The following is a 20,753-nucleotide window of genomic DNA, read 5'->3' as shown; positions in this document are numbered from 1 at the left end:
GCTACCCCAGCAATTCCCGGATAACGGCATTCAATACTGCGCGTCCGTTTTTGGTGGCCCTAAGCTGACGGCCTTGCACCTCGACCATACCGATTTCACTCAGATCGTTGAGTTTGCCATGTGGCAGCTCATACGATGATAATGCACTGTAGCGATCTATATCTAGACCATCAGAAATACGTAGACCCATTATAAGGTATTCATTTGCCTGATCTTGCGGACTGAGCGCGGTGCGTTCCTTTTCACCCGATCCCTTGAGGGCAGCAGTCAACCACGCGGTTGGCGACAAGTAGGTTTCAGTGGCGTATTTGGTGTTATGAACCGTGATGCGCCCATGTGCACCGGGTCCGATGCCCACATAATCCCCGTAGTTCCAATAGATCAGATTGTGCCGCGACTCCGCGCCTGGTCGGGCGTGGTTTGACACTTCATAGGCGGGCAGGCCGTGGGCCTCACAAATCTCCTGCGTGGCGAGGTACATGTCAGCGGCGTGGTCATCCTCGGGCAGGCCGCGCAGTTTGCCCACCGCGTAACGGTCGCCAAAGGCGGTGCCTTCCTCGATCGTCAGTTGGTACAGTGACAGATGATCAACGGCCATCGACAGGGCTTCGGTTAGTTCCGCGCGCCAATCGTCCAACGTTTGATGCTGGCGGGCATAGATCAGGTCGAAACTGACGCGGTCAAAGCAATTACGGGCGATATCAAAGGCGGCGTGGGCCTCGGCCACTGTGTGGATACGGCCCAGACGACGCAGATCTTCATCGTTCAGCGCTTGTACCCCCATCGAGATCCGGTTCACGCCGGCATCACGATAGGCAGCGAAGCGCCCAGCCTCGACCGAGCCGGGATTGGCCTCAAGCGTGATTTCCATGTCATTGGCGGGCCGCCACAGGGCGCGGGCCTCATCAATCACAGCGGCGACGGTGTCGGGATCCATCAGAGATGGGGTGCCGCCACCGAAGAAGATCGTGTTCAGGATGCGATCGGGCGTTTCGGTGGCCGAGCGGCGCAGCTCGGTCAGATACGCCTCAAGCCATTGTTTTTGATCAATATTACGGGAAACATGGCTGTTGAAATCGCAATAGGGGCATTTGGCCTCGCAAAAGGGCCAATGCACGTACAGGCCAAAGCCCCCGTTGCGCCAATCATCCGCCAAAGCAGCCCTTCACGAACATCTCCACCGCGCGGCCGCGATGGCTGATCTTGTTCTTTTCCCAGCGATCCATCTGCGCAAAAGTAATGTCATAGCCGTCGGGGACAAACATCGGGTCATAGCCAAAACCGCCTTCGCCGCGAATGGGCCAGACCAGATGACCGGGGGCGATGCCCTCGAACACTTCGTCATGACCGTCGGGCCAGGCCAGAACCAGCGTGCTGCGGAATTGCGCGGTACGAGGATGGGGGGCGTTTTTGGCTTCCAATTCATTATGAGCGCGGGTCATCGCCATCAGGAAATCCCGGCCATTGCCAGTTTCGGCCCAATCGGCAGTGTAGACGCCGGGTGCGCCGTTCAGCGCGTCGATGGTGATCCCGGAATCGTCCGACAGAGCAGGCAGGCCGGTCGCTTTGGCCGCGGCATGCGCCTTGATCCGGGCATTGCCGACAAAGGTATCCTCTGTCTCTTTCGGTTCGGGCAGGTTCATCTCGCCCGCGCCGATCACGGTCACGCCAAAGGGCTCAAGAAGATGCGCCATCTCCTCAAGCTTGCCTCTGTTGTGCGTGGCGACCAGCAGCCTGTCGCTGTCGAACTTGCGGGTCATGCGGTGGCGGCTTTTTGTGCGGCTGCCAGTTCGCCGACGCCTTTCTCGGCCAGATCCATCAGCTGATCCATCTGCGCGCGGCTAAAGACCGAGCCTTCGGCGCTCATCTGTACTTCGATCAGCTTGCCCGAGCCGGTCATGATGAAGTTGCCATCCACACCGGCTTCGCTGTCTTCGGGGTAGTCCAGATCCAGCACCGGCTGACCGGCATAGATGCCACAAGACACGGCGGCGACAGGATCGACCAGAGGATCGGAAATCACATCGCCCGTTTTCATCAGCTTGTTCACCGCCAGACGCAGTGCGACCCAACCGCCGGTGATCGAGGCGCAGCGGGTGCCGCCATCGGCCTGAATGACATCGCAGTCGACAGTGATCTGTCGTTCACCCAGCGCCACCCGGTCGACACCGGCGCGCAGGGCGCGGCCAATCAGGCGCTGGATTTCCACGGTGCGACCGCCTTGCTTGCCTGAGGCCGCCTCACGCCGCATCCGCGTGTTGGTCGCGCGGGGCAGCATACCGTATTCGGCAGTCACCCAGCCAAGGCCCGAGCCCTTGATAAAGGGCGGCACGCGGTCCTCGATCGTGGCGGTACACAGCACATGGGTGTCGCCCATCTTGATCAGGCAAGACCCTTCGGCATGTTTGGTGAAACCTGTCTCGATGGAAACAGCGCGCATTTCGTCTAGATTACGTCCTGAGGGTCGCATGGAATTTCCTTTGTTTGCTGGCTTTGGGATACCGCCCCGTGGCGTTACGATGCAACCCCGATTGACCTTTCATTTACCTGCGATTTAATGACGACCCAGCAGGGGGCCGCCGATGAGCGAAGCAAGTAAAATTCTGAATGAGATGAACGACCGCTCGCGCGAAGTGTTCCGGTTGATCGTCGAAAGCTATTTGGAGAGCGGCGAGCCGGTGGGCAGCCGCACCCTGACCCGCACCTTGTCGGAGAAAGTCAGCGCCGCGACGGTGCGCAATGTGATGCAGGATCTGGAGTTTCTGGGCCTGCTGGACAGCCCTCATGTAAGCGCAGGGCGGATTCCGACGCAGCAGGGGCTGCGAATGTTTGTTGACGGGTTGCTTGAGGTTGGCGATCTGGGCGCCGACGATCGGCAGAAGCTGAATGAGACATTAGGCTCTAACACGGGTGATGTGGGCGGTATGCTGGACCGGGTGGGATCGGCTTTGTCACACGTGACACAAGGTGCGTCACTGGTGCTGACGCCCAAGCATGAGGCCGAGATCAAGCATATCGAGTTTGTCTCGCTGGGCCATGACCGCGCTTTGGTGGTGCTGGTGTTTTCGGACGGGCACGTGGAAAACCGCCTGTTCACTCCGCCGCCGGGGCAGACGCCGAGTTCCATGCGCGAGGCGGCGAATTTCCTGAACGCGCTGATTGAGGGCCGCACGATTAGCGAAGTGCGCAAGCAGATGCTGTCTCAGATCGACGCGCGTAAACAGGAAATTGATGTTCTGGCGCGTGACATGGTCGAAAGCGGAATCGCGGCCTGGGACGGGGACGGAGGCGACTCGGCCCGGTTGATCGTGCGGGGGCGGGCGAATCTGCTGGCGGATTCGGGCGAAGTTGAAGAGCTGGACCGCATTCGCACCCTGTTTGACGATCTGGAACGTAAGCGTGACATCGCTGAATTCCTTGAATTGACCGAAGATGGCGAGGGTGTGCGCATTTTTATCGGCTCTGAGAACAAACTTTTCTCACTTTCGGGTTCCTCTTTGGTGGTGTCTCCATATATGAACGCTGATCGTAAGATAATCGGTGCGGTCGGGGTTATTGGACCCACGCGACTGAACTATGGACGGATCGTGCCGATCGTGGATTATACGGCGCAACTGGTCGGCAAGCTGATTTCCGACCGGAGCTAGAGGGTAAGAGATGGCAGAGCCCAAAAACGAAGATTTTCTGGACGATATCGCAATGGCCGAAGCGGAAGAGCTGGCCGAGGACCTTGTTGAGATTAGCGAAGAAGAGCTTGAGATCGACGCGTTGCGCGCCGAGCGAGATGCGTTCAAGGACAAGTTCATGCGCGCCCTGGCGGATGCAGAGAACGCGCGGAAACGTGGCGACAAGGCCCGTCGCGATGCGGAACAGTATGGTGGGTCAAAGCTGGCCCGTGACATGCTGCCGGTTTACGATAACATGAAACGCGCGCTTGAGGCTGCGACCGATGAGCAGAAAGAAGTGGCTGCTGGTTTGATAGAAGGCGTGGAACTTACCATGCGCGCACTGAAGGACGTATTCCAAAAACATGGGATTGTGGTGATCACGCCGGAAGTTGGGGATCGGTTTGATCCAAACATGCATGAGGCGATGTTCGAAGCCCCGGTGCCTGGCACCAAGGCGGGCGACATCATTCAGGTCTCAGCTGAAGGATTCATGCTACATGACCGTTTGCTGCGTCCGGCGCAGGTTGGAGTGTCGTCGACACCTGCGAGCTGATTGGCTTCTGCGAAGCCAAGCCTCCGGCGGAGGTATTTTTGAACAGAAGAAGGGGCGGTCAGTTTTTGGCCGCCTCTTTTAGTTTGTAGATCAGGTCGAGTGCTTCGCGTGGAGTGAGTTCGTCCGGCAGGATATCTTGCAGCATGTCTGAGACCGGCGAGGGTTTCGGCGTGTGTGGTGGAGGTGGTGGAGCAGCTGAGAAAAGTGGTAGGTCGTCAATCAGCGCTTTTTGCTTGCCGCCTTCGCGTTCGGTTTTTTCCAGTTGTTCAAGGACGGTTCGGGCGCGATCGACGACAGATGCTGGGAGGCCCGCCAGCTGTGCGACCTGCACGCCATAGGAGCGGTCGGCGGCGCCTTTGTGGACCTCATGCAGGAAGATCACCTCGCCCTCCCATTCCTTGACAGCGACGGTGGCGTTGTCGACGCCTTCGAGTTTTCCGGCCAGTGCTGTGAGTTCGTGGTAGTGGGTGGCAAACAGCGCGCGGCATTGGTTGGCGGCGTGCAAGTGCTCCAGCGTGGCCCAGGCGATCGAGAGGCCGTCATAAGTGGCGGTGCCGCGGCCAATTTCATCCAGAATGACCAGCGCGCGGTCGTCGGCTTGATTGAGGATGGCGGCGGTTTCGACCATTTCGACCATAAAGGTCGAGCGGCCGCGGGCCAGATCGTCGGAGGCTCCGACCCGGCTGAACAGTTGGCTGACCACGCCGAGATGGGTCTGTTCTGCTGGGACATAGCTGCCCATTTGGGCCAGCAGGGCGATCAGCGCGTTTTGGCGCAAGAAGGTTGACTTACCGGCCATGTTGGGACCGGTCAGCAGCCAGATCGCGGCCCCCTGATCGGCGCTCAGATCGCAGTCATTGGCGATGAAAGCATCACCCGATTGCTGGCGCAGCGCGTGTTCCACGACCGGATGGCGACCGCCTTGCACGTAGAACGCGCGCGAGCTGTCGACCTGTGGGCGGCACCAGTTTTCACCCCGCGCTAGATCGGCGAGCGCGGTGGTCAGGTCCAGTTCCGCCAGCCCTCGGGCAGCTTGGTTGAGACGGGCGGCGAGGGTCAGAACATCGCAAGATAGCCTTTGATAGAGCCGTTTTTCAATCTCAAGCGCCATGTTTCCGGCGTTTAGGATGCGGGTTTCGATCTCGGACAGTTCGACCGTAGTGAACCGTACTTGGTTCGCGGTGGTCTGGCGGTGGATATAGGTCTCAGAGAACGGCGGGTTCAGCATTTTTTCGGCATGTGTGGCCGTTGTTTCGATAAAATAGCCCAGCACGTTGTTGTGCTTGATTTTCAGCGACATGATGCCGGTATGTTCCGCGTATTTCTGCTGGAATCCAGCGATGACGGATCGACCTTCATCGCGCAGGGTGCGGGCATCGTCCAGTTCTGCGTCGAAACCGGGGGCGATGAAACCGCCGTCACGAGCCAGAAGGGGTGGTTCGGCGACCAAAGCCTCATCCAGCAGGTTCAGCAGGTCGTCGAACCCCACAAGGTTTTGCAATGCGGTCGAGAGCAGAACGGGCAGATCCTGCGTCTGGCAGATTTCGGCAATCGCGGCGGCTTGAGTCAGGCCATTGCGGATGGCAGCGAGATCGCGCGGCCCGCCTCGGTCCAGCGACAGGCGTGACAGAGCGCGGTCCAGATCGGGGGTTTTGCGCAGCGCCTCGCGCAGGTCCGAGGAGATTAGGCTGTCTTCTGCGGCGTAAGTCACCGCATCAAGCCGCGCATGGATCACGTCCAGATTGCGGGACGGGCTGGACAGGCGTTGTTCCAGCAGGCGCGCGCCGCCGGGCGTCACTGTGCGGTCCACCGCGGACAACAGTGATCCGGCGCGACCCCCGGACAGGGATCGGGTCAGTTCCAGATTGCGGCGCGTGGCGGCGTCGATCTGCACAACGCGGTCCTCGGATTCCTTAAGCGGTGTTTGCAGCAAGGGCAATTTGCCCTTTTGGGTGATCTCAAGATAATCGATCAGCGCTCCCATGGCGGACACCTCGGCCCGGCCAAAACTACCGAACGCATCCAAGGCACCTACGTGAAACAGCCCACATATGCGTTTTTCCGCAGCTGTACTGTCGAAACTGGCGCGCCCGATGGGGGTAAGCGAAATGCCCAGATCACGGACCGTCTCGTTCAGCGCCTGTTCCATCCCGTCGCCCACGATCAACTCGGACGGGGCCAGCCGCGCCAATTCGGGGCTGAGCCGAACGGATGTCAAAGGCATCACGTGAAACGCTCCGGTGGAAATGTCGGCCCAAGCCAAAGCGGCCTCATCCCGGACCTCGGCGTAAGCGGCCAGAAAGTTGTGGCGGCGGGCCTCAAGCAGGGCGTCCTCGGTCAGCGTGCCGGGTGTCACCAGACGTACGACATCGCGTCGAACCACTGATTTAGAGCCTCTTTTCTTCGCTTCAGCCGGGCTTTCCATCTGTTCGCATACGGCCACGCGAAAGCCTTTGCGGATCAGAGTTAGCAGATAGCCCTCGGCGGCATGAACCGGCACGCCGCACATCGGGATGTCGTCCCCGTTGTGCTTGCCGCGTTTGGTCAAAGCGATATCCAATGCCTCGGCGGCGTTTACCGCATCCTCGAAAAACATCTCGTAGAAATCGCCCATGCGATAAAACAGCAGAGCGTCTGAATGGGCCTCTTTGATCTCAAGATATTGCGCCATCATCGGCGTGACTGTGGACAAAAGCGGCCCCCTTTTGGCGTCTTCCGGTCGCGACCTTACAAATCCCCCAACCGTGACGAAAGGTGAAAACGTATTGTCGTTGAGGCGCAGCCCCGCCTGCGCTATGACGCATAAGCCCCGAAGTCATGGAAACGACCTAAAAGATGCCCAAAACGAAGATCACCGAAGCAGAGGCACTGGCCTTTCACCTCGACCCCACCCCCGGCAAGTGGGAGGTGCAGGCCACCGTTCCCATGACCACGCAGCGCGATCTGTCGCTGGCCTACAGTCCCGGTGTCGCGGTCCCTTGTGAGGCCATCGCCGCCGCGCCAGAGACGGCCTATGACTATACCAACAAGGGCAATCTGGTGGCTGTGATCTCGAACGGGACGGCAGTTCTGGGCCTTGGGAACCTTGGTGCACTGGGCGGTAAGCCGGTGATGGAAGGCAAGGCCGTTCTGTTCAAACGCTTCGCCGATGTGAACTCGATCGATATCGAGCTGGACACCGAGGACCCGGATGAATTCTGCCGTGCGGTGAAACTGATGGGGCCGACCTTCGGCGGCATCAACCTTGAAGACATCAAGGCGCCGGAATGCTTCATCATCGAACAGCGCCTGAAGGAAGAGATGGATATCCCCGTCTTTCACGATGACCAGCACGGGACTGCGGTGATCTGTGCAGCGGGTCTGCTGAATGCGCTACATATCTCGGGCAAAAAGATTGAGGATGTGAAGATCGTTCTGAACGGGGCAGGTGCGGCGGGGATCGCCTGTATTGAGCTGCTCAAATCCATGGGCGCTCGGCATGAGAACTGCATCGTTTGCGACACCAAGGGCGTGATTTACCAAGGCCGGACCGAGGGGATGAACCAGTGGAAATCGGCCCATGCGATCACCACGGACCTGCGCACGCTCGAAGAGGCGATGAAGGGCGCAGACGTCTTCCTGGGCGTTTCGGTCAAAGGCGCGGTGACGCAGGATATGGTTGCCTCGATGGCCGACAACCCTGTCATCTTCGCTATGGCAAACCCCGACCCCGAGATCACCCCGGAAGAAGCGCATGAGGTCCGCGTCGATGCCATCGTCGCCACAGGACGCAGCGATTACCCCAACCAGGTGAATAACGTGTTGGGCTTTCCCTACCTGTTCCGCGGTGCGCTGGATATCCACGCCCGTGCCATCAATGACGAGATGAAGATCGCTTGCGCCCATGCGCTGGCCAATCTGGCGCGTGAGGATGTGCCGGATGAGGTGGCAATGGCCTATGGTAAATCGCTGACATTCGGGCGCGATTACATCATACCGACGCCGTTCGACCCGCGTCTGATCCACCGCATTCCGCCTGCCGTTGCCAAGGCCGGGATGGATACCGGCGCAGCGCGGCGTCCGATCATCGACATGGACGCCTATGAACTGAGCCTGAAATCCCGCATGGATCCGACCGCCAGCATCCTACGTGGTCTGAACGCCCGTGCCCGCGCCGCGCAAAGCCGGATGATCTTTGCCGAAGGCGACGACCCTCGCGTGCTGCGTGCCGCTGTGACATATCAGCGGTCAGGCTTTGGCAAGGCACTGGTTGTGGGGCGCCCCGATGACGTGAAGCAAAAGCTGGAAGAGGCTGGTCTGGGCGATGCCGTGCGCGAGTTGGAGGTTGTGAATGCTGCCAATACCAACCATCTCGAGACCTACTCGAATTTTCTTTATCAGCGCCTGCAACGCAAAGGGTTCGACCGTAAGGATATTCACCGTTTGGCCGCGCGCGACCGGCATGTGTTTTCTTCGCTGATGCTGGCCCATGGCCATGGCGATGGTCTGGTCACGGGGGCGACGCGCAAGTCGGCGCATGTGCTGGACCGGATCAACCATGTGTTTGACGCCGACGCCGCGCACGGAGCTGCGGGTGTGACGGCCCTTTTGCACAAGGGGCGGATTGTTCTGATCGGCGATACGCTGGTCCATGAATGGCCGGATGAGAATGATCTGGCAAATATTGCCGAACGCTCAGCCGCCGTTGCGCGCCATATGGGGCTTGAACCGCGCGTTGCCTTCGTCAGTTTCTCGACCTTTGGCTATCCGGTGTCGGAACGCGCCGAAAAGATGCACCGTGCGCCTGCGGTTCTGGATCAGCGCGGCGTCGATTTCGAATACGAAGGTGAGATGACCGTGGATGTGGCCCTGAATGTGGATCAACAGGCGGGCTATCCGTTCCAGCGTTTGACCGGCCCAGCCAATATCCTGATCGTGCCCGCGCGGCACTCGGCCTCGATCTCGACCAAGCTGATGCAGGAGATGGGCGGCGCGACCGTGATTGGCCCGATCCTGTCTGGGATCGACAAGCCGATTCAAATCTGTTCGACTGTCTCGACGGCGAATGACATCCTGAACATGGCCATTCTGGCCTCGTGTGACATTTCGGGCAAACCATGACGATCTGGAACCTCGGCTCGATCAATGCGGACATGATCTATGATGTGCCGCACCTTCCCGGACCGGGGGAAACGCTGTCGGCCAATCGGCTGGACCGGTTTCTGGGCGGCAAGGGCGCAAACATGTCCGTGGCTTCGGCCAGAGCAGGGGCGCGGATTGCGCATATCGGGGCCGTCGGTTTCGACGGGCGCTGGGCACGGGATCGGCTGACGGAATATGGCGTTGATACCCGTTATATCGCGCAGGTGGATGTGCCCACGGGCCATGCGATCATCGCTGTGGATTCCGAGGGTGAGAACAATATCATCCTGTTCCAGGGTTCGAACCACGCGATCTCTCAGGATCAGCTGGGGCAGGCGCTGTCATCGGCGTCAAAGGGCGACTTGCTGGTGATGCAGAACGAAACCAACATGCAGGTTGAGGCTGCAAAGATGGGCCGCGAGTTGGGTCTGACGGTCTGTTACGCCGCTGCCCCGTTTCAGGCGGATTCGGTACAGGCGGTGCTGCCATTTCTGGATTTCCTGATCCTCAACGCGGTCGAGGCCGAGCAGCTGCGTGAGGCCACCGGTCAATCTGTAACTGACCTTCAGATTGAACATGTGATTGTCACACTGGGTGCAGAGGGCGCGCGGTACTATCACCGTGGAGAGGTCTCGGATTTTCCGGCCCACAAGGTGCATGCCGTGGATACTACGGGTGCGGGCGATACATTTACGGGGTATGTTCTGGCCGGGATGGATCGCGGGATGCCAATGGCGCAGGCGATCACCCAAGCAAATCGTGCCGCGGCCCTGATGGTCACGCGGCACGGTACGGCGGATGTAATACCGGACCTCAAAGAGGTCCGGGAGGCGCGGTTCGATTAAGACCCGGCAAAGGGTGCGTCGCCACCCCAAAGCTGTTTAACGCGGGCATCGCGGCCGCAGGCTTTGCGGTAGGCCTTATAGGCGTTCTTCTGACGCTTTGGGCCGAACCGGGTGAAGACCAGCTTGTCGCCCTTGTAGTAGTCCTGATGGTATTCCTCTGCCGGATAAAACGCGCCTTCTTGCAGGATCGGCGTTACGACCGTCTGGCCCAAGGCGCGTTGGGCGTCGGCTTTGGCAGCTTCGGCCTTGGCTTTTTCGCCTGCGTTGGAGACGAAAATCGCAGTGCGATAGCTGTCACCTCGGTCACAGAATTGACCGCCAGCATCCGTGGGGTCGACCGAGCGGAAGAACAGGTTCAGCAGGGTTTCACGGGAAACGCGAGCCGGATCGAACGTGATCTGCACGGCCTCATAATGGCCCGAGCCACCTTTGGACACCTGATCATAAGTGGGGTTGGCCACCTGACCGCCTGTAAAGCCCGAAACCGCTTCGAGCACGCCGGGGACGGATTCGAAATCAGATTCAACACACCAGAAACACCCTCCGGCAACGGTCAGGGTTTCGGTCCCCGCAGCGGGCGCGGGGGCTGCACGCAGCAAAGCTGCGATCGTAATCAAAGCAAAAAGAAGCGTCGGTTTGACGTAGTCGAGATAAGCGATGCGAGTCATGGCAGGTCTCCTTCTGAGATCAAAGCTGCCCTCTCTTTTCGTCTCATGCAATCCGCTGACATGGTTTGTCACGCGGTGGTGAGACGAGTTTATCCCAGCAACTGTCCCAGCTTCATCGCCACGCCCATATTTCCCGAAATCTTGAGCTTGCCCAACGCGACGCCTGTCATCGGGTTCAGTTTCCCGGTTAGCAGCTTGGTCAGATTGTCTCTGGAAATGCGGATCGTACAGTCGGTATCCTGATCCTGCGTGGTAGCTTGATTGTCGGCCAGAACGATGACCCCGTCCTCTCCGCAATCGAACTTCAACGAGCCGTCAAAGCTTTTGCCGGTCAGGCCTTTTTGAATGCCGTCCGCGATCTCTTGCAACATGGTGTTCCTCCTCGGTTGACCTTTGCGTAAAGGGAATGCGCGACGTCAGGCAAGGGTGACCCAACGGGAACTGACGCGGCAGTAATGGCACAAGAAAACCCGGCGCCGTTTCGGGCACCGGGTTTCATCAAAGATCGGTCTTGGTTACTTCGATAGACGCTTGTCGCGCGCGGCCAGCAGCTTGAGGCGTAGCGCGTTCAACTGGATAAAGCCCGCCGCGTCGGTTTGATCATAGGCACCGGCATCTTCCTCGAACGTCACGTGCGCCTCGGAATACAGCGAGTGATCCGACCAGCGGCCCACGGTCGAGGCCAGACCTTTGTACAGTTTCACGCGGACGGTGCCGGTGACATGTTCCTGGCTCTTGTCGATGGCGGCCTGCAGCATCTCACGCTCGGGTGAGTACCAGAAGCCGTTATAGATCAGCTCGGCATATTGCGGCATCAGCTGGTCTTTCAGGTGCATCGCGCCCCGGTCCATGGTGATGGATTCGATACCACGGTGCGCTTCCAGCAGGATTGTGCCGCCTGGCGTTTCGTAGATGCCGCGCGATTTCATACCAACGAACCGGCCTTCGACCAGATCCAGACGGCCAATGCCGTGCTTGCCGCCATATTCGTTCAGCTTGGTCAGGATGGTAGCCGGGCTCATCGCCTCGCCATTGATGCTGACCGCGTCGCCTTTTTCAAAGCCGATTTCGATGAACTCGGGCTCGTTCGGGGCGTCTTCGGGATGAACTGTGCGCTGATAGACATAGTCGGGCGCCATATCGGCGGGGTCTTCCAGAACCTTGCCCTCGGACGAGGTGTGCAGCAGGTTCGCATCGACCGAGAACGGAGCCTCGCCACGTTTGTCTTTGGCGATCGGAATCTGATGCGCTTCGGCCCACTCGATCAGACGGGTCCGGCTGGTCAGATCCCATTCACGCCAAGGTGCGATCACCTTGATTTCTGGGTTCAGAGCGTAAGCAGCCAATTCGAACCGCACCTGATCGTTGCCCTTGCCGGTCGCGCCATGCGCCACGGCGTCGGCCCCGGTTTCGGCAGCGATCTCAACCAGACGCTTCGAGATCAGAGGCCGCGCAATCGACGTGCCCAGCAGGTACAGACCCTCATACTGGGCATTGGCGCGGAACATGGGGAAGACGAAATCACGGACGAACTCTTCGCGAATATCCTCAATAAAGATGTTCTCGGGGCTGATCCCCAGCATCTCGGCCTTTTGGCGAGCTGGTTCCAACTCTTCACCCTGACCCAGATCGGCGGTGAAGGTGACGACCTCACAACCATATTCGGTCTGCAACCATTTCAGAATGATCGAGGTATCAAGGCCACCGGAATAGGCCAGAACAACTTTCTTGGGCGCGGACATCTGACTTCCCTTTATGCGTAGAACGACTGGCCCCTAACGGGTTTTGCCGCGCGGGGCAAGTTATCTGCGTTGACGGGCTGCCTGATTTCGGGTGAAACATTCGCACATAAAACACGAATTGGTTGAAGGGACAGATTTTACGATGTTGGGTTGGCAGATTTTTATGCACTCAGTGCGAATGGTTTTTGGAAATCTCAAACAGGTTTTGCAGATCACACTTGGTCCGGCCATCGTGGCGACCGCGCTTTTGATCGGCTTGTTTTTTTGTGCTGGATGTCCCATTGGATCAATTGGATGCCGATGCGACTGAACCGTCTGGCTCGGTTGTACTGTTTTTCCTTTGCTTGGCGGTTATTTTCATCGTGACGATGTTCTGGATCGCAGTGTCGTGGCACCGGTTCATACTGCTTGAGGAATACCCTCGGGGTCTTTTCCCGACATTCCGGTTCGACAGAATTCTTGCCTATCTGGGGCGCGTATTACTGATCGGTTTGGTGATGACGCTGGCTTTTGTGCCGGTAAGCCTTGTTGCCGCCACCGTCGGAGCCAGCGTGTTATCCTTGGTGCTTGTGGCGGTTTTTTCTGTGTTTCTGTTCATTTGCTTCTATCGCCTTTCCATCATTCTTCCCGCTGCTGCGATAGGGCAACCTCTAACGCTGGGTGAGGCGTGGGCCAAAACCGTAGGGTCCAGTGGCGCGATCGTCGTTATTGTGATCGCAGCGGCAGTTTTCCAGTTTCTGATACAGCTTGTCATTTCAGCACTGGCTATTGTGCCGGTCTTGGGTGCCTTCCTGGCATTGTTTTTCGGCGCATTGGTTCTGCCAATGATCAATGTCAGTATCCTGACCACACTGTTCGGTGTGTTTGCCGAAGGACGCGAGCTGCGCTGAAGCTACGTACACATATGTATTCCTTGCCCTTTCGGCTGGGATAAGCCACTGAACGGGTCATGAGTGATTTCATGACCCGCGCCCGCGCTGCCGAACAGGCGATGCGCTCAGTCTTTCCGGCAACGCCGTTGCAGCGGAATGCCCATCTGTCTGACCGTTACGGTGCAGATATCTGGCTAAAGCGTGAAGACCTCAGCCCCGTACGGTCGTACAAAATCCGGGGCGCGTTCAATGCGATGCGCAAGCAACAAGAACAAGACCTGTTCGTCTGCGCCAGCGCGGGAAATCACGCGCAGGGTGTGGCCTATATGTGCAAACACCTGAACGTGCGCGGTGTGATCTTCATGCCAGTGACGACTCCGCAGCAGAAAATCCAGAAAACCCGAATCTTTGGTGGCGACAATATCGAGATCCACCTGACCGGCGACTATTTCGATGACACTCTGGCCGCGGCACAAGCGTGGTGCGCCGATCAGGGTGGGCATTTCCTGTCGCCCTTCGACGATGAGGATGTGATCGAAGGGCAGGCATCCTTGGCGGTTGAGATCGAGGAACAGTTGGGTCATCTACCAAACCATGTAATCCTGCCGGTGGGCGGGGGTGGTATGTCCTCGGGCGTGGCGACGTGGTTCGGGGATCGCACCCACTGTCTGTTTGTGGAACCCAAAGGCGGGGCCTGCCTGCACGCGGCGATGGCGGCGGGGCATCCGGTGGCGCTGGACCATGTGGACAATTTCGTCGACGGCGCGGCAGTGGGCAAGATCGGGGCGAAACCTTTTGCTCTGCTGAAAGACCGCCACCTGTCCGACGTACATGTCCTGTCCGAAGACCGCATCTGTACCACCATGATCGAGATGCTAAATGTCGAGGGCATCGTGCTGGAACCCGCAGGTGCATTGGCGATCGAGGCGCTGGGCGACATTCAAAGCTTTATTCGCGGCAAGACCGTTGTTTGCGTGACATCCGGTGGCAATTTCGATTTCGAACGCCTGCCCGAGGTCAAGGAACGGGCGCAGCGGTATTCGGGAGTCAAGAAATACTTCATCCTGCGATTGCCGCAGCGGCCCGGCGCGTTGAAGGAATTCCTCAACATCCTCGGTCCTGAGGATGACATCGCCCGGTTCGAATATATGAAGAAATCGGCCCGCAATTTCGGCTCGGTCCTGATAGGGATCGAAACGCGCAAGCCCGAGAATTTCGCCCGCTTGTTTGCGCATCTGGACGAGGCTGGGTTCACCTATACCGATATCACCGAGGACGAAACGCTGGCGCAGTTCGTGATCTGATTGCAAGCGCGCCGACCGCCTTGTTTGCCTTCTGGTTTTCGCCTAGGCACGTTCAGGTGAACAGGACCGGAAAGTGCACAGATGAAGCCGCTTGCAGCAGTGACGATGGTATGGCGCGACTATTGGTACCTTGAGAAATGGGTCGCCTACTACACAACTCAGCTTGGCCCCGAAAACGTGTATATCCTGTCGCACGGCGCTGATCCCGAAATTGATCGGATCGGGCAGGGCTGTAACGTCATCGCCATTTTGCGCGATGGGCTGCATCAAAGCTTTGACTACGCCCGCTGGCGTATGTTGTCGGATTTTTCTGCCATGCTGACGCAGTTCTATGACCGGGTGATCGTGGCAGATTGCGACGAATTGCTGGTAACGGCGGACGGGTCTGCACTGTTGGATTACAAGTTCGACTTCCAGGAAAATGTGGCCGGGGCGGTGGGGTTCAATCTGGTGGCAACGCAGGGCAGTGATCAGGAAACACTGTTTTCGAGCGACAAGTTTTGTCTTTTGGAGGTTCCACATTCCAAACCGTCTGTCGTCCAACGGCGGGTTTCTTTTGGGACTGGCGGGCATGGTGTGATGAATGACAGCTTCGACCTGCTGCCCGGTTTGTTCAATTTGCATTTTCACTATGGAAACTTGCAGGAAGTTCAGCGCCGCGAAGATGAGCGAGTGCCGTTGGTCGACGACGCGACAGCAGACGGCGTCTCAATTCCAGTGACGCCCGGTCAATCTGTTGGTATTGTCGGTTGGCGGCGGCGAATGTACCGCCACACACGTCTGGCCCGCGATGTGAAGCGATCCCCAGAATTTCCCATGGAAGAGTGTGTGGAGATGTGTCGGAGAGATGCGCTTCGAACATTGAAGACACTGGATGACGGTTATTTCACCCACGATCGGCGGGAGGACGTCACCTTTAGAAAATTCCGCTTCCCAGAAGAATTCCCAATTAAGCTGTAGCCTCTACAAACGATCTAAACCGGACTTGAACTCTATACGCGAAGTTTCAAACACCGCGAATACCTGCGCTATGTCTACCATCTGAGATTGTCCTTGCGCAGAATGCCTCTCTCCGTCCTGACAGAGCTTTGCCAGTGATTTGAAACCAAGGCTTAGCGCGGCACCCTTCAGAAAATGTAGATTTTGTTCGAACCCACTGCGGTTGGTGTCGGCGCGCAGGCGGGTAAGTGCCTCTTGCACTTCGTCCAGGAAAATCGCGACAACCTCGTCGAATTCACCTGAGCCGACCTCATCCCGCAACTGTCTGACCCTGGGCCAGTCGATCATAACCAAATCTCCACGTTTTCGGCGACATGAGATTGATAAATCGGGATCGGTAAAAACCCGGTTAAATTCCGCGAAAATCTCACCTTCACCGGATATTAAACAGCCGCGCGCTAGGGTTGCCGCGCAAGGAGTGGCACCGCAGGGCAGAGGATTCAGGTGGCAGAGGTCAATCAGGCAGAAACCAGGGCAGAGCTGGGGTTTGGCGGCATCCGAACGGTGCTTGTCGTTGACGACAGTCGCCTGCAGCGCCGAATCCTGGTGGCGTCGCTGAAAAAATGGGGCTTCGATGTTCTCGAAGCTGACAGTGGCGATGCCGCGATTGAGGTTTGTGCGCAGGATCTGCCCGATCTGGTACTCAGCGATTGGGTCATGCCGGGGATGAGCGGGCTGGAATTTTGTCGGGCGTTTCGGGCGCTGGAAAGTGACCAGTACAGCTATTTCATCCTGCTGACTTCGAAAAGCGAAAAACAGGAGGTAGCGCGGGGTCTGGACGCGGGTGCGGATGACTTTCTGATCAAACCACTTGAGGCGGATGAACTGCGGGCTCGTATCTCGGCCGGTGCGCGCATTTTAGATATGCAACGTGAGCTGTCCGAAAAGAACCGGATGATCGAGACGGCGCTCAGCGAATTGCGTATGGCCCATGATGCAATCGACAAGGACCTGATGCAGGCGCGCAAGATCCAGGAATCTCTGGTGCCCGAATTGTCGCGGGAATTCGGTAGGTCGCGTGTCAGCATGTTGTTGAAGCCCTGCGGTCACATCGGGGGCGACCTTGTCGGCATGTTCTCACCGGGCGTGAATCGCGTGGGATTTTATAGCATAGATGTCTCGGGCCACGGGATCACTTCGGCGATGATGACCGCGCGTCTGGGCGGATACCTGTCCAGCCAGCATTTTGACCAAAACGTCGCGATGGAGCGGCGCTTTGACAAGTTCTTTGCGCTTTTACCGCCTGAAGACGTGGCCGAAACGCTCAATTCCCGTTTAATGGCGGATGCAGGGGTCGAGGAATATTTCACCATGGTCTATGCCATTGTCGATTTGCGCAACGGGCATGTCAAAATGGTACAGGCTGGCCATCCGCATCCACTGTTGTTGCGCCAGAACGGTGGGACCGAGTTTCTGGGCGAAGGCGGTTTACCGATCGGATTGCTGTCAGACGTGTCTTTTGAGCGGATCGAAATCTATATGGAACCGGGCGACAAGCTGCTGCTTTATTCAGATGGGTTCACCGAATGCAGCTTGGCCGATGGCTCTCTGCTAGACGAAGACGGGCTGCGGCGCCTGGCAACCGACTGCGTGCCGGGTCGCAGCGGGACCGAGTTTCTGGACGACATGTTCTGGCGGTTGACGCAATCCATGGCACCGGGGAAGGGCATGGATGATGACGTCTCGGCCGTATTCTTCGAATATAACGGGAACTAGAGATCCAGCAGATATTGCGTGGCAAAGTGACGATCCCCGTCATTTCCCAACATTTGGGCTGCATCTGTGGCCTCCATCCAAAGCGCTTCGTGAAACGGCTCGGTCGGGAGGCCGATGCGCCGCACCGGGCGGGCGCGGTAGATCAGGCAGACCTTTTCGGCCCACAGGTCGTATTCCGGCATATAAGTAAAGCGCCGGAAGGCACCGACGCGCCGGGGCGCGGCGATCAGCCAGCCGGTTTCCTCGGCCACTTCGCGATGCAGCGCGGTGATGGGTGATTCGCCGGGATCGATACCGCCGCCCGGAAGTTGCAGATCGGGGCCCGGTTCCAACTGACAGGTCAGCAAAAGCTGCTGCCCGCGCGGCAATAAGGCGTAAACTCCTACCCGCTGCGTGTATTTGCGCCCTGCTTGCGGGGTTTCACCGAACCGTCTGATCATGTATGGCCCCTTACAACCCGAAATCTTCGACCTATATGCTGGCGGTATGCCAATCTATGGCGTGTAAGGAAACCCCATGTCTCTTGGAACCAAAATCGCGTGGGACGACACCGTCCTGCCCTTTCAACTCGATGTATCCGATATGCGTGGCCGCGTAGCGCGGTTGGACGGGGTGCTGGACGGCATCCTGAAGCAGCATGACTACCCTGAAAAGGTCGAGGCTTTGGTGGCCGAGATGGCCCTGCTAACCGCATTGATCGGTCAGACGGTTTCGCTGCGCTGGAAGCTGTCTTTGCAGGTGCAATCCAAGGGGGCGGTGCGCATGATTGCAACCGATTACTATGCCCCGCAGGCCGAGGGTGAACCGGCCCGCATCCGCGCCTATGCCAGTTTCGACCATGATAAGCTGACCGATGCCGCGCCGTTTGATCAGGTTGGCGAGGGGTATTTCGCCATCCTCATCGACCAGGGCGAGGGTACGCAGCCCTATCAGGGCATTACGCCGCTGGCCGGTGGCTCACTCAGCGCCTGTGCCGAAGCTTATTTCGCACAGTCCGAACAGTTGCCGACGCGGTTCTCGCTGAGTTTTGGGAAATCGACCGAACCGGGCGTCGGTGAGCATTGGCGCGCGGGCGGGGTGATGTTGCAGCACATGCCCAAAGCCTCGCCTTTTGCGGCTTCGGGTCAGGGCGCGGGCGAGATTCTGACCGCCAATGATCTGGTGGACGGGGAAGAGGGCGAAAACTGGGGCCGCGTCAACATCCTGTTGGATACGGTGGACGATCTTGAGCTAATAGGACCGTCCATTGCGCCGACCGACCTGCTGATCCGCCTGTTTCACGAGGAACAGCCGCGTGTTTACGATGCGCAGCCGGTGCAGTTCGGCTGCACCTGCTCCGAAGACCGTGTGCGGCAAAGCCTGTCGATCTATTCGGCCAAGGACATCGAAAAGATGACCACGCCCGAGGGTGACGTGTCCGCGGATTGCCAGTTCTGCGGAGCGCATTACGTGCTGGATCCCAGCACTGTTGGTTTCGATGCTGACGACGCCTGAACTGACAGATCAACTGCGGGCGGCCCTGCGCCGTCCCGGCAACGGGTCAAGCGATTTTGACCTGAACCCCGACACGGTTCTGCCCGAAGGGCGCAAGCTGCGACCGGCCGGAGTTCTGGTTCCGATTTCCATCGCCGATGGCACGCCGCGCCTGATCCTGACGAAACGTTCCTCGGCCCTGAAACATCATCCGGGGCAGATCGCTTTTCCAGGCGGTAAGCAGGATGAGGGGGATGTGGATGTCACCGCCACCGCCCTGCGCGAGGCCCGTGAAGAGATTGGCTTGCCCGAGGATCTGCCGGAAATTCTGGGCCATCTGCCCATGCATGAGACGGTGACGTCCTTCACGGTCACGCCGGTCGTGGCAATCTTGCATGACAGGGTCCAGTTTGTATCTGAACCTGGTGAGGTGGACGAGGTTTTCTCGGTCCCGCTTGCGCATGTGCTGAACCCTGAAAACTATCTCGTTGAATCGCGCCGGTGGCGGGGTCAGAAACGGTATTATTTTACGGTGCCCTATGGTCCCTACTATATCTGGGGCGCGACGGCCCGAATGCTGCGAGGTTTGGCTGCACGGATGAGCGAATGACGGTGATCACCGAAGATTGGGTGTCAAACCCGGCGACGCAAACAGTTTGCGCGGCGCTGGTGAATGCGGGCGCGCAATCCTTGTTTGTGGGTGGTTGCGTGCGCAATGCGCTGCTGGGGGCTCCGGTCTCGGATATCGACATCGCCACGGATGCGCGGCCTGAACGCGTGATGGAACTGGCGCAGGGTGCTGGTCTGAAAGCGATCCCCACCGGGATTGATCATGGCACCATCACTGTCGTCAGCGATGGCATCCCGCATGAGATCACGACCTTTCGCCGTGACGTGGAAACCGACGGTCGCCGGGCCGTAGTGGCCTTTTCCGATCACGTGGAAGAGGACGCGGCCCGCCGCGATTTCACCATGAACGCGCTTTACGCCCAGCCTGACGGCTCGGTTTTGGACCCGTTGAACGGGTTGGGCGATTTGCAGGCGCGACGGGTGCGGTTCATAGGCACGGCAGAACACCGCATTCGCGAAGACTACCTGCGGTCGCTGCGCTATTTCCGGTTTCATGCGTGGTATGGCGACGCTGAGGCGGGGTTTGACCCCGATGCACTGGCCGCGATTGCGTCCAATCTGGATGGGCTTGCCGCCCTGTCTCGCGAACGCGTTGGCGCTGAACTGTTGAAACTATTGGGTGCGCCGGATCCTGCGCCTTCGGTCGCGGCGATGCGGCAGGCGGGGGCTCTGTCTCAAATCCTGCCAGGGGCGGATGACCGCGCGCTTGCTCCTTTGATTGCATTAGAAGAACAGGCGGGGGTTGATCCCGAACCGATCCGCCGTCTGGCCGCCATTGCCTCGCCTGAGATCGCCAAGACCCTGCGCCTGAGCAAAACCCAGCTTCAACGCTTGACCCGGATGCGGGATGAGGCCAGCGGCACCGCATCCATTGCCGAGTTGGGCTTTCGCGACGGCGAAGAGGATGGTCTGCACGAAGCTTTGCTGCGCTGCGCTCTTCTGGAACAGCCTTGGTCAGAAGACATGCGCGCTGATCTGCGAAAAGGGGCTGCCGCCGATTTCCCAGTTCAAGCGACCGATCTGATCCCGGATTTCACCGGCCCCGCGCTGGGCAAAAAACTGGCAGAGCTTGAGACGCGGTGGATTGCGTCCGGGTTTGCCCTCACCCGCGAAGAACTGCTGGGAAGCTAAGCCAAAGTCTCAAAAAGGGATGACAATTTGG

General features: G+C 58.6%; 20 protein-coding genes. 11 read left to right on the top strand and 9 right to left on the bottom strand.

Annotated elements, in window-relative coordinates; translation table 11 throughout:
• Nucleotide 1 precedes the first annotated feature (1 nt).
• The 3 genes from hemW to rph are packed head-to-tail and all read right to left on the bottom strand — an operon-like array spanning nt 2 to nt 2,470.
• Nucleotides 2-1,156, bottom strand: coding sequence for a radical SAM family heme chaperone HemW (gene hemW, locus AC2FJ6_RS15005; RefSeq protein ID WP_170786177.1), 1,155 nt, complete (start codon nt 1,154-1,156; stop codon nt 2-4).
• Nucleotides 1,146-1,760: an RdgB/HAM1 family non-canonical purine NTP pyrophosphatase gene (gene rdgB / locus AC2FJ6_RS15000; RefSeq protein WP_496669436.1), complete on the bottom strand. Its 615-nt coding sequence runs from the start codon at nt 1,758-1,760 to the stop codon at nt 1,146-1,148. Before rdgB ends, hemW begins: the two co-directional genes overlap by 11 nt.
• Nucleotides 1,757-2,470 (bottom strand): ribonuclease PH, encoded by a 714-nt coding sequence (rph, locus tag AC2FJ6_RS14995; RefSeq protein ID WP_480505393.1) that lies wholly within the window; start codon nt 2,468-2,470, stop codon nt 1,757-1,759. The genes rdgB and rph overlap by 4 nt, the downstream gene beginning before the upstream one ends.
• A gap of 112 nt (nt 2,471-2,582) precedes the next feature.
• On the opposite strand from rph, the gene hrcA reads away from it, so the two are divergent.
• Together hrcA and AC2FJ6_RS14985 are read left to right on the top strand one after the other, a co-directional pair.
• Nucleotides 2,583-3,647, top strand: a complete 1,065-nt coding sequence (gene hrcA / locus AC2FJ6_RS14990; protein ID WP_170771358.1) for a heat-inducible transcriptional repressor HrcA — start codon at nt 2,583-2,585, stop codon at nt 3,645-3,647.
• 10 nt (nt 3,648-3,657) lie between these two features.
• Nucleotides 3,658-4,221: a nucleotide exchange factor GrpE gene (locus tag AC2FJ6_RS14985; protein WP_170771360.1), complete on the top strand. Its 564-nt coding sequence runs from the start codon at nt 3,658-3,660 to the stop codon at nt 4,219-4,221.
• A gap of 58 nt (nt 4,222-4,279) precedes the next feature.
• On the opposite strand, the gene mutS is transcribed toward AC2FJ6_RS14985, so the two are convergent.
• Nucleotides 4,280-6,895, bottom strand: a complete 2,616-nt coding sequence (gene mutS, locus AC2FJ6_RS14980) for a DNA mismatch repair protein MutS (protein ID WP_496669513.1) — start codon at nt 6,893-6,895, stop codon at nt 4,280-4,282.
• Between the two features lie 161 nt (nt 6,896-7,056).
• Between mutS and AC2FJ6_RS14975 the strand changes: the two genes are divergently transcribed.
• Nucleotides 7,057-9,321, top strand: coding sequence for an NADP-dependent malic enzyme (locus tag AC2FJ6_RS14975; RefSeq protein WP_170771362.1), 2,265 nt, complete (start codon nt 7,057-7,059; stop codon nt 9,319-9,321).
• A complete protein-coding gene (locus AC2FJ6_RS14970) occupies nt 9,318-10,187 on the top strand; it encodes a ribokinase (RefSeq protein ID WP_170771364.1) in 870 nt (289 codons plus the stop codon). The genes AC2FJ6_RS14975 and AC2FJ6_RS14970 overlap by 4 nt, the downstream gene beginning before the upstream one ends.
• On the opposite strand, the gene msrA is transcribed toward AC2FJ6_RS14970, so the two are convergent.
• The 3 genes from msrA to AC2FJ6_RS14955 form a co-directional block, all read right to left on the bottom strand.
• Nucleotides 10,184-10,855 (bottom strand): peptide-methionine (S)-S-oxide reductase MsrA, encoded by a 672-nt coding sequence (gene msrA, locus AC2FJ6_RS14965; protein WP_170771366.1) that lies wholly within the window; start codon nt 10,853-10,855, stop codon nt 10,184-10,186. The genes AC2FJ6_RS14970 and msrA overlap by 4 nt on opposite strands.
• Nucleotides 10,856-10,944: 89 nt before the next feature.
• Complete coding sequence (locus AC2FJ6_RS14960) at nt 10,945-11,226, bottom strand: SCP2 sterol-binding domain-containing protein (protein ID WP_170771368.1); 282 nt, start codon at nt 11,224-11,226, stop codon at nt 10,945-10,947.
• Between the two features lie 144 nt (nt 11,227-11,370).
• Nucleotides 11,371-12,597, bottom strand: coding sequence for an argininosuccinate synthase (locus tag AC2FJ6_RS14955; protein ID WP_170771370.1), 1,227 nt, complete (start codon nt 12,595-12,597; stop codon nt 11,371-11,373).
• A gap of 281 nt (nt 12,598-12,878) precedes the next feature.
• On the opposite strand from AC2FJ6_RS14955, the gene AC2FJ6_RS14950 reads away from it, so the two are divergent.
• From AC2FJ6_RS14950 to AC2FJ6_RS14940, 3 genes are all read left to right on the top strand, one after another.
• On the top strand, nt 12,879-13,487 hold the full coding sequence (locus tag AC2FJ6_RS14950; protein WP_237217307.1) for a hypothetical protein: 609 nt from the start codon (nt 12,879-12,881) through the stop codon (nt 13,485-13,487).
• 59 nt (nt 13,488-13,546) lie between these two features.
• Complete coding sequence (gene ilvA / locus AC2FJ6_RS14945) at nt 13,547-14,773, top strand: threonine ammonia-lyase IlvA (RefSeq protein WP_170771372.1); 1,227 nt, start codon at nt 13,547-13,549, stop codon at nt 14,771-14,773.
• A gap of 81 nt (nt 14,774-14,854) precedes the next feature.
• On the top strand, nt 14,855-15,733 hold the full coding sequence (locus AC2FJ6_RS14940; protein ID WP_496669434.1) for a glycosyltransferase family protein: 879 nt from the start codon (nt 14,855-14,857) through the stop codon (nt 15,731-15,733).
• A gap of 3 nt (nt 15,734-15,736) precedes the next feature.
• Here AC2FJ6_RS14940 and AC2FJ6_RS14935 read toward each other — a convergent pair whose 3' ends face one another.
• The gene (locus tag AC2FJ6_RS14935) at nt 15,737-16,060 is read right to left on the bottom strand and encodes an Hpt domain-containing protein (RefSeq protein WP_170771375.1); all 324 of its coding nucleotides are present in this window, start codon (nt 16,058-16,060) and stop codon (nt 15,737-15,739) included.
• A gap of 156 nt (nt 16,061-16,216) precedes the next feature.
• On the opposite strand from AC2FJ6_RS14935, the gene AC2FJ6_RS14930 reads away from it, so the two are divergent.
• Nucleotides 16,217-17,488, top strand: a complete 1,272-nt coding sequence (locus AC2FJ6_RS14930; RefSeq protein ID WP_170771377.1) for a PP2C family protein-serine/threonine phosphatase — start codon at nt 16,217-16,219, stop codon at nt 17,486-17,488.
• Here AC2FJ6_RS14930 and AC2FJ6_RS14925 read toward each other — a convergent pair.
• Nucleotides 17,485-17,928 (bottom strand): NUDIX hydrolase, encoded by a 444-nt coding sequence (locus tag AC2FJ6_RS14925; protein WP_170771379.1) that lies wholly within the window; start codon nt 17,926-17,928, stop codon nt 17,485-17,487. The genes AC2FJ6_RS14930 and AC2FJ6_RS14925 overlap by 4 nt on opposite strands.
• A 76-nt stretch (nt 17,929-18,004) precedes the next feature.
• On the opposite strand from AC2FJ6_RS14925, the gene hslO reads away from it, so the two are divergent.
• Genes hslO through AC2FJ6_RS14910 form a run of 3 tightly spaced genes read left to right on the top strand, consistent with a single transcriptional unit; the run spans nt 18,005 to nt 20,722 of the window.
• A complete protein-coding gene (gene hslO / locus AC2FJ6_RS14920; protein ID WP_170771381.1) occupies nt 18,005-18,982 on the top strand; it encodes an Hsp33 family molecular chaperone HslO in 978 nt (325 codons plus the stop codon).
• Nucleotides 18,966-19,571 carry a CoA pyrophosphatase gene (locus tag AC2FJ6_RS14915; RefSeq protein ID WP_170771383.1) on the top strand — a complete coding sequence of 202 codons (606 nt, stop codon included), beginning with the start codon at nt 18,966-18,968 and terminating at the stop codon, nt 19,569-19,571. The genes hslO and AC2FJ6_RS14915 overlap by 17 nt, the downstream gene beginning before the upstream one ends.
• Entirely contained in the window at nt 19,568-20,722 is a 1,155-nt protein-coding gene (locus tag AC2FJ6_RS14910; protein WP_170771385.1) for a CCA tRNA nucleotidyltransferase, read from the top strand. The genes AC2FJ6_RS14915 and AC2FJ6_RS14910 overlap by 4 nt, the downstream gene beginning before the upstream one ends.
• The last annotated feature ends 31 nt before the right edge of the window (nt 20,723-20,753 follow it).

Source organism: Ruegeria sp. CDSA089, from assembly GCF_059612205.1.
This window is presented reverse-complemented; position numbering and strand designations above follow the sequence as displayed.

What these genes read in the sequence shown, in the direction of transcription:
- rdgB (WP_496669436.1), bottom strand. Translation starts at nt 1,760, where the DNA reads ATGACCCGCAAGTTCGACAGCGACAGGCTGCTGGTCGCCACGCACAAC.
- rph (WP_480505393.1), bottom strand. Translation starts at nt 2,470, where the DNA reads ATGCGACCCTCAGGACGTAATCTAGACGAAATGCGCGCTGTTTCCATC.
- hrcA (WP_170771358.1), top strand. Translation starts at nt 2,583, where the DNA reads ATGAGCGAAGCAAGTAAAATTCTGAATGAGATGAACGACCGCTCGCGC.
- AC2FJ6_RS14985 (WP_170771360.1), top strand. Translation starts at nt 3,658, where the DNA reads ATGGCAGAGCCCAAAAACGAAGATTTTCTGGACGATATCGCAATGGCC.
- mutS (WP_496669513.1), bottom strand. Translation starts at nt 6,895, where the DNA reads ATGATGGCGCAATATCTTGAGATCAAAGAGGCCCATTCAGACGCTCTG.
- AC2FJ6_RS14975 (WP_170771362.1), top strand. Translation starts at nt 7,057, where the DNA reads ATGCCCAAAACGAAGATCACCGAAGCAGAGGCACTGGCCTTTCACCTC.
- AC2FJ6_RS14970 (WP_170771364.1), top strand. Translation starts at nt 9,318, where the DNA reads ATGACGATCTGGAACCTCGGCTCGATCAATGCGGACATGATCTATGAT.
- msrA (WP_170771366.1), bottom strand. Translation starts at nt 10,855, where the DNA reads ATGACTCGCATCGCTTATCTCGACTACGTCAAACCGACGCTTCTTTTT.
- AC2FJ6_RS14960 (WP_170771368.1), bottom strand. Translation starts at nt 11,226, where the DNA reads ATGTTGCAAGAGATCGCGGACGGCATTCAAAAAGGCCTGACCGGCAAA.
- AC2FJ6_RS14955 (WP_170771370.1), bottom strand. Translation starts at nt 12,597, where the DNA reads ATGTCCGCGCCCAAGAAAGTTGTTCTGGCCTATTCCGGTGGCCTTGAT.
- ilvA (WP_170771372.1), top strand. Translation starts at nt 13,547, where the DNA reads ATGAGTGATTTCATGACCCGCGCCCGCGCTGCCGAACAGGCGATGCGC.
- AC2FJ6_RS14940 (WP_496669434.1), top strand. Translation starts at nt 14,855, where the DNA reads ATGAAGCCGCTTGCAGCAGTGACGATGGTATGGCGCGACTATTGGTAC.
- AC2FJ6_RS14935 (WP_170771375.1), bottom strand. Translation starts at nt 16,060, where the DNA reads ATGATCGACTGGCCCAGGGTCAGACAGTTGCGGGATGAGGTCGGCTCA.
- AC2FJ6_RS14925 (WP_170771379.1), bottom strand. Translation starts at nt 17,928, where the DNA reads ATGATCAGACGGTTCGGTGAAACCCCGCAAGCAGGGCGCAAATACACG.
- hslO (WP_170771381.1), top strand. Translation starts at nt 18,005, where the DNA reads ATGTCTCTTGGAACCAAAATCGCGTGGGACGACACCGTCCTGCCCTTT.
- AC2FJ6_RS14915 (WP_170771383.1), top strand. Translation starts at nt 18,966, where the DNA reads ATGCTGACGACGCCTGAACTGACAGATCAACTGCGGGCGGCCCTGCGC.
- AC2FJ6_RS14910 (WP_170771385.1), top strand. Translation starts at nt 19,568, where the DNA reads ATGACGGTGATCACCGAAGATTGGGTGTCAAACCCGGCGACGCAAACA.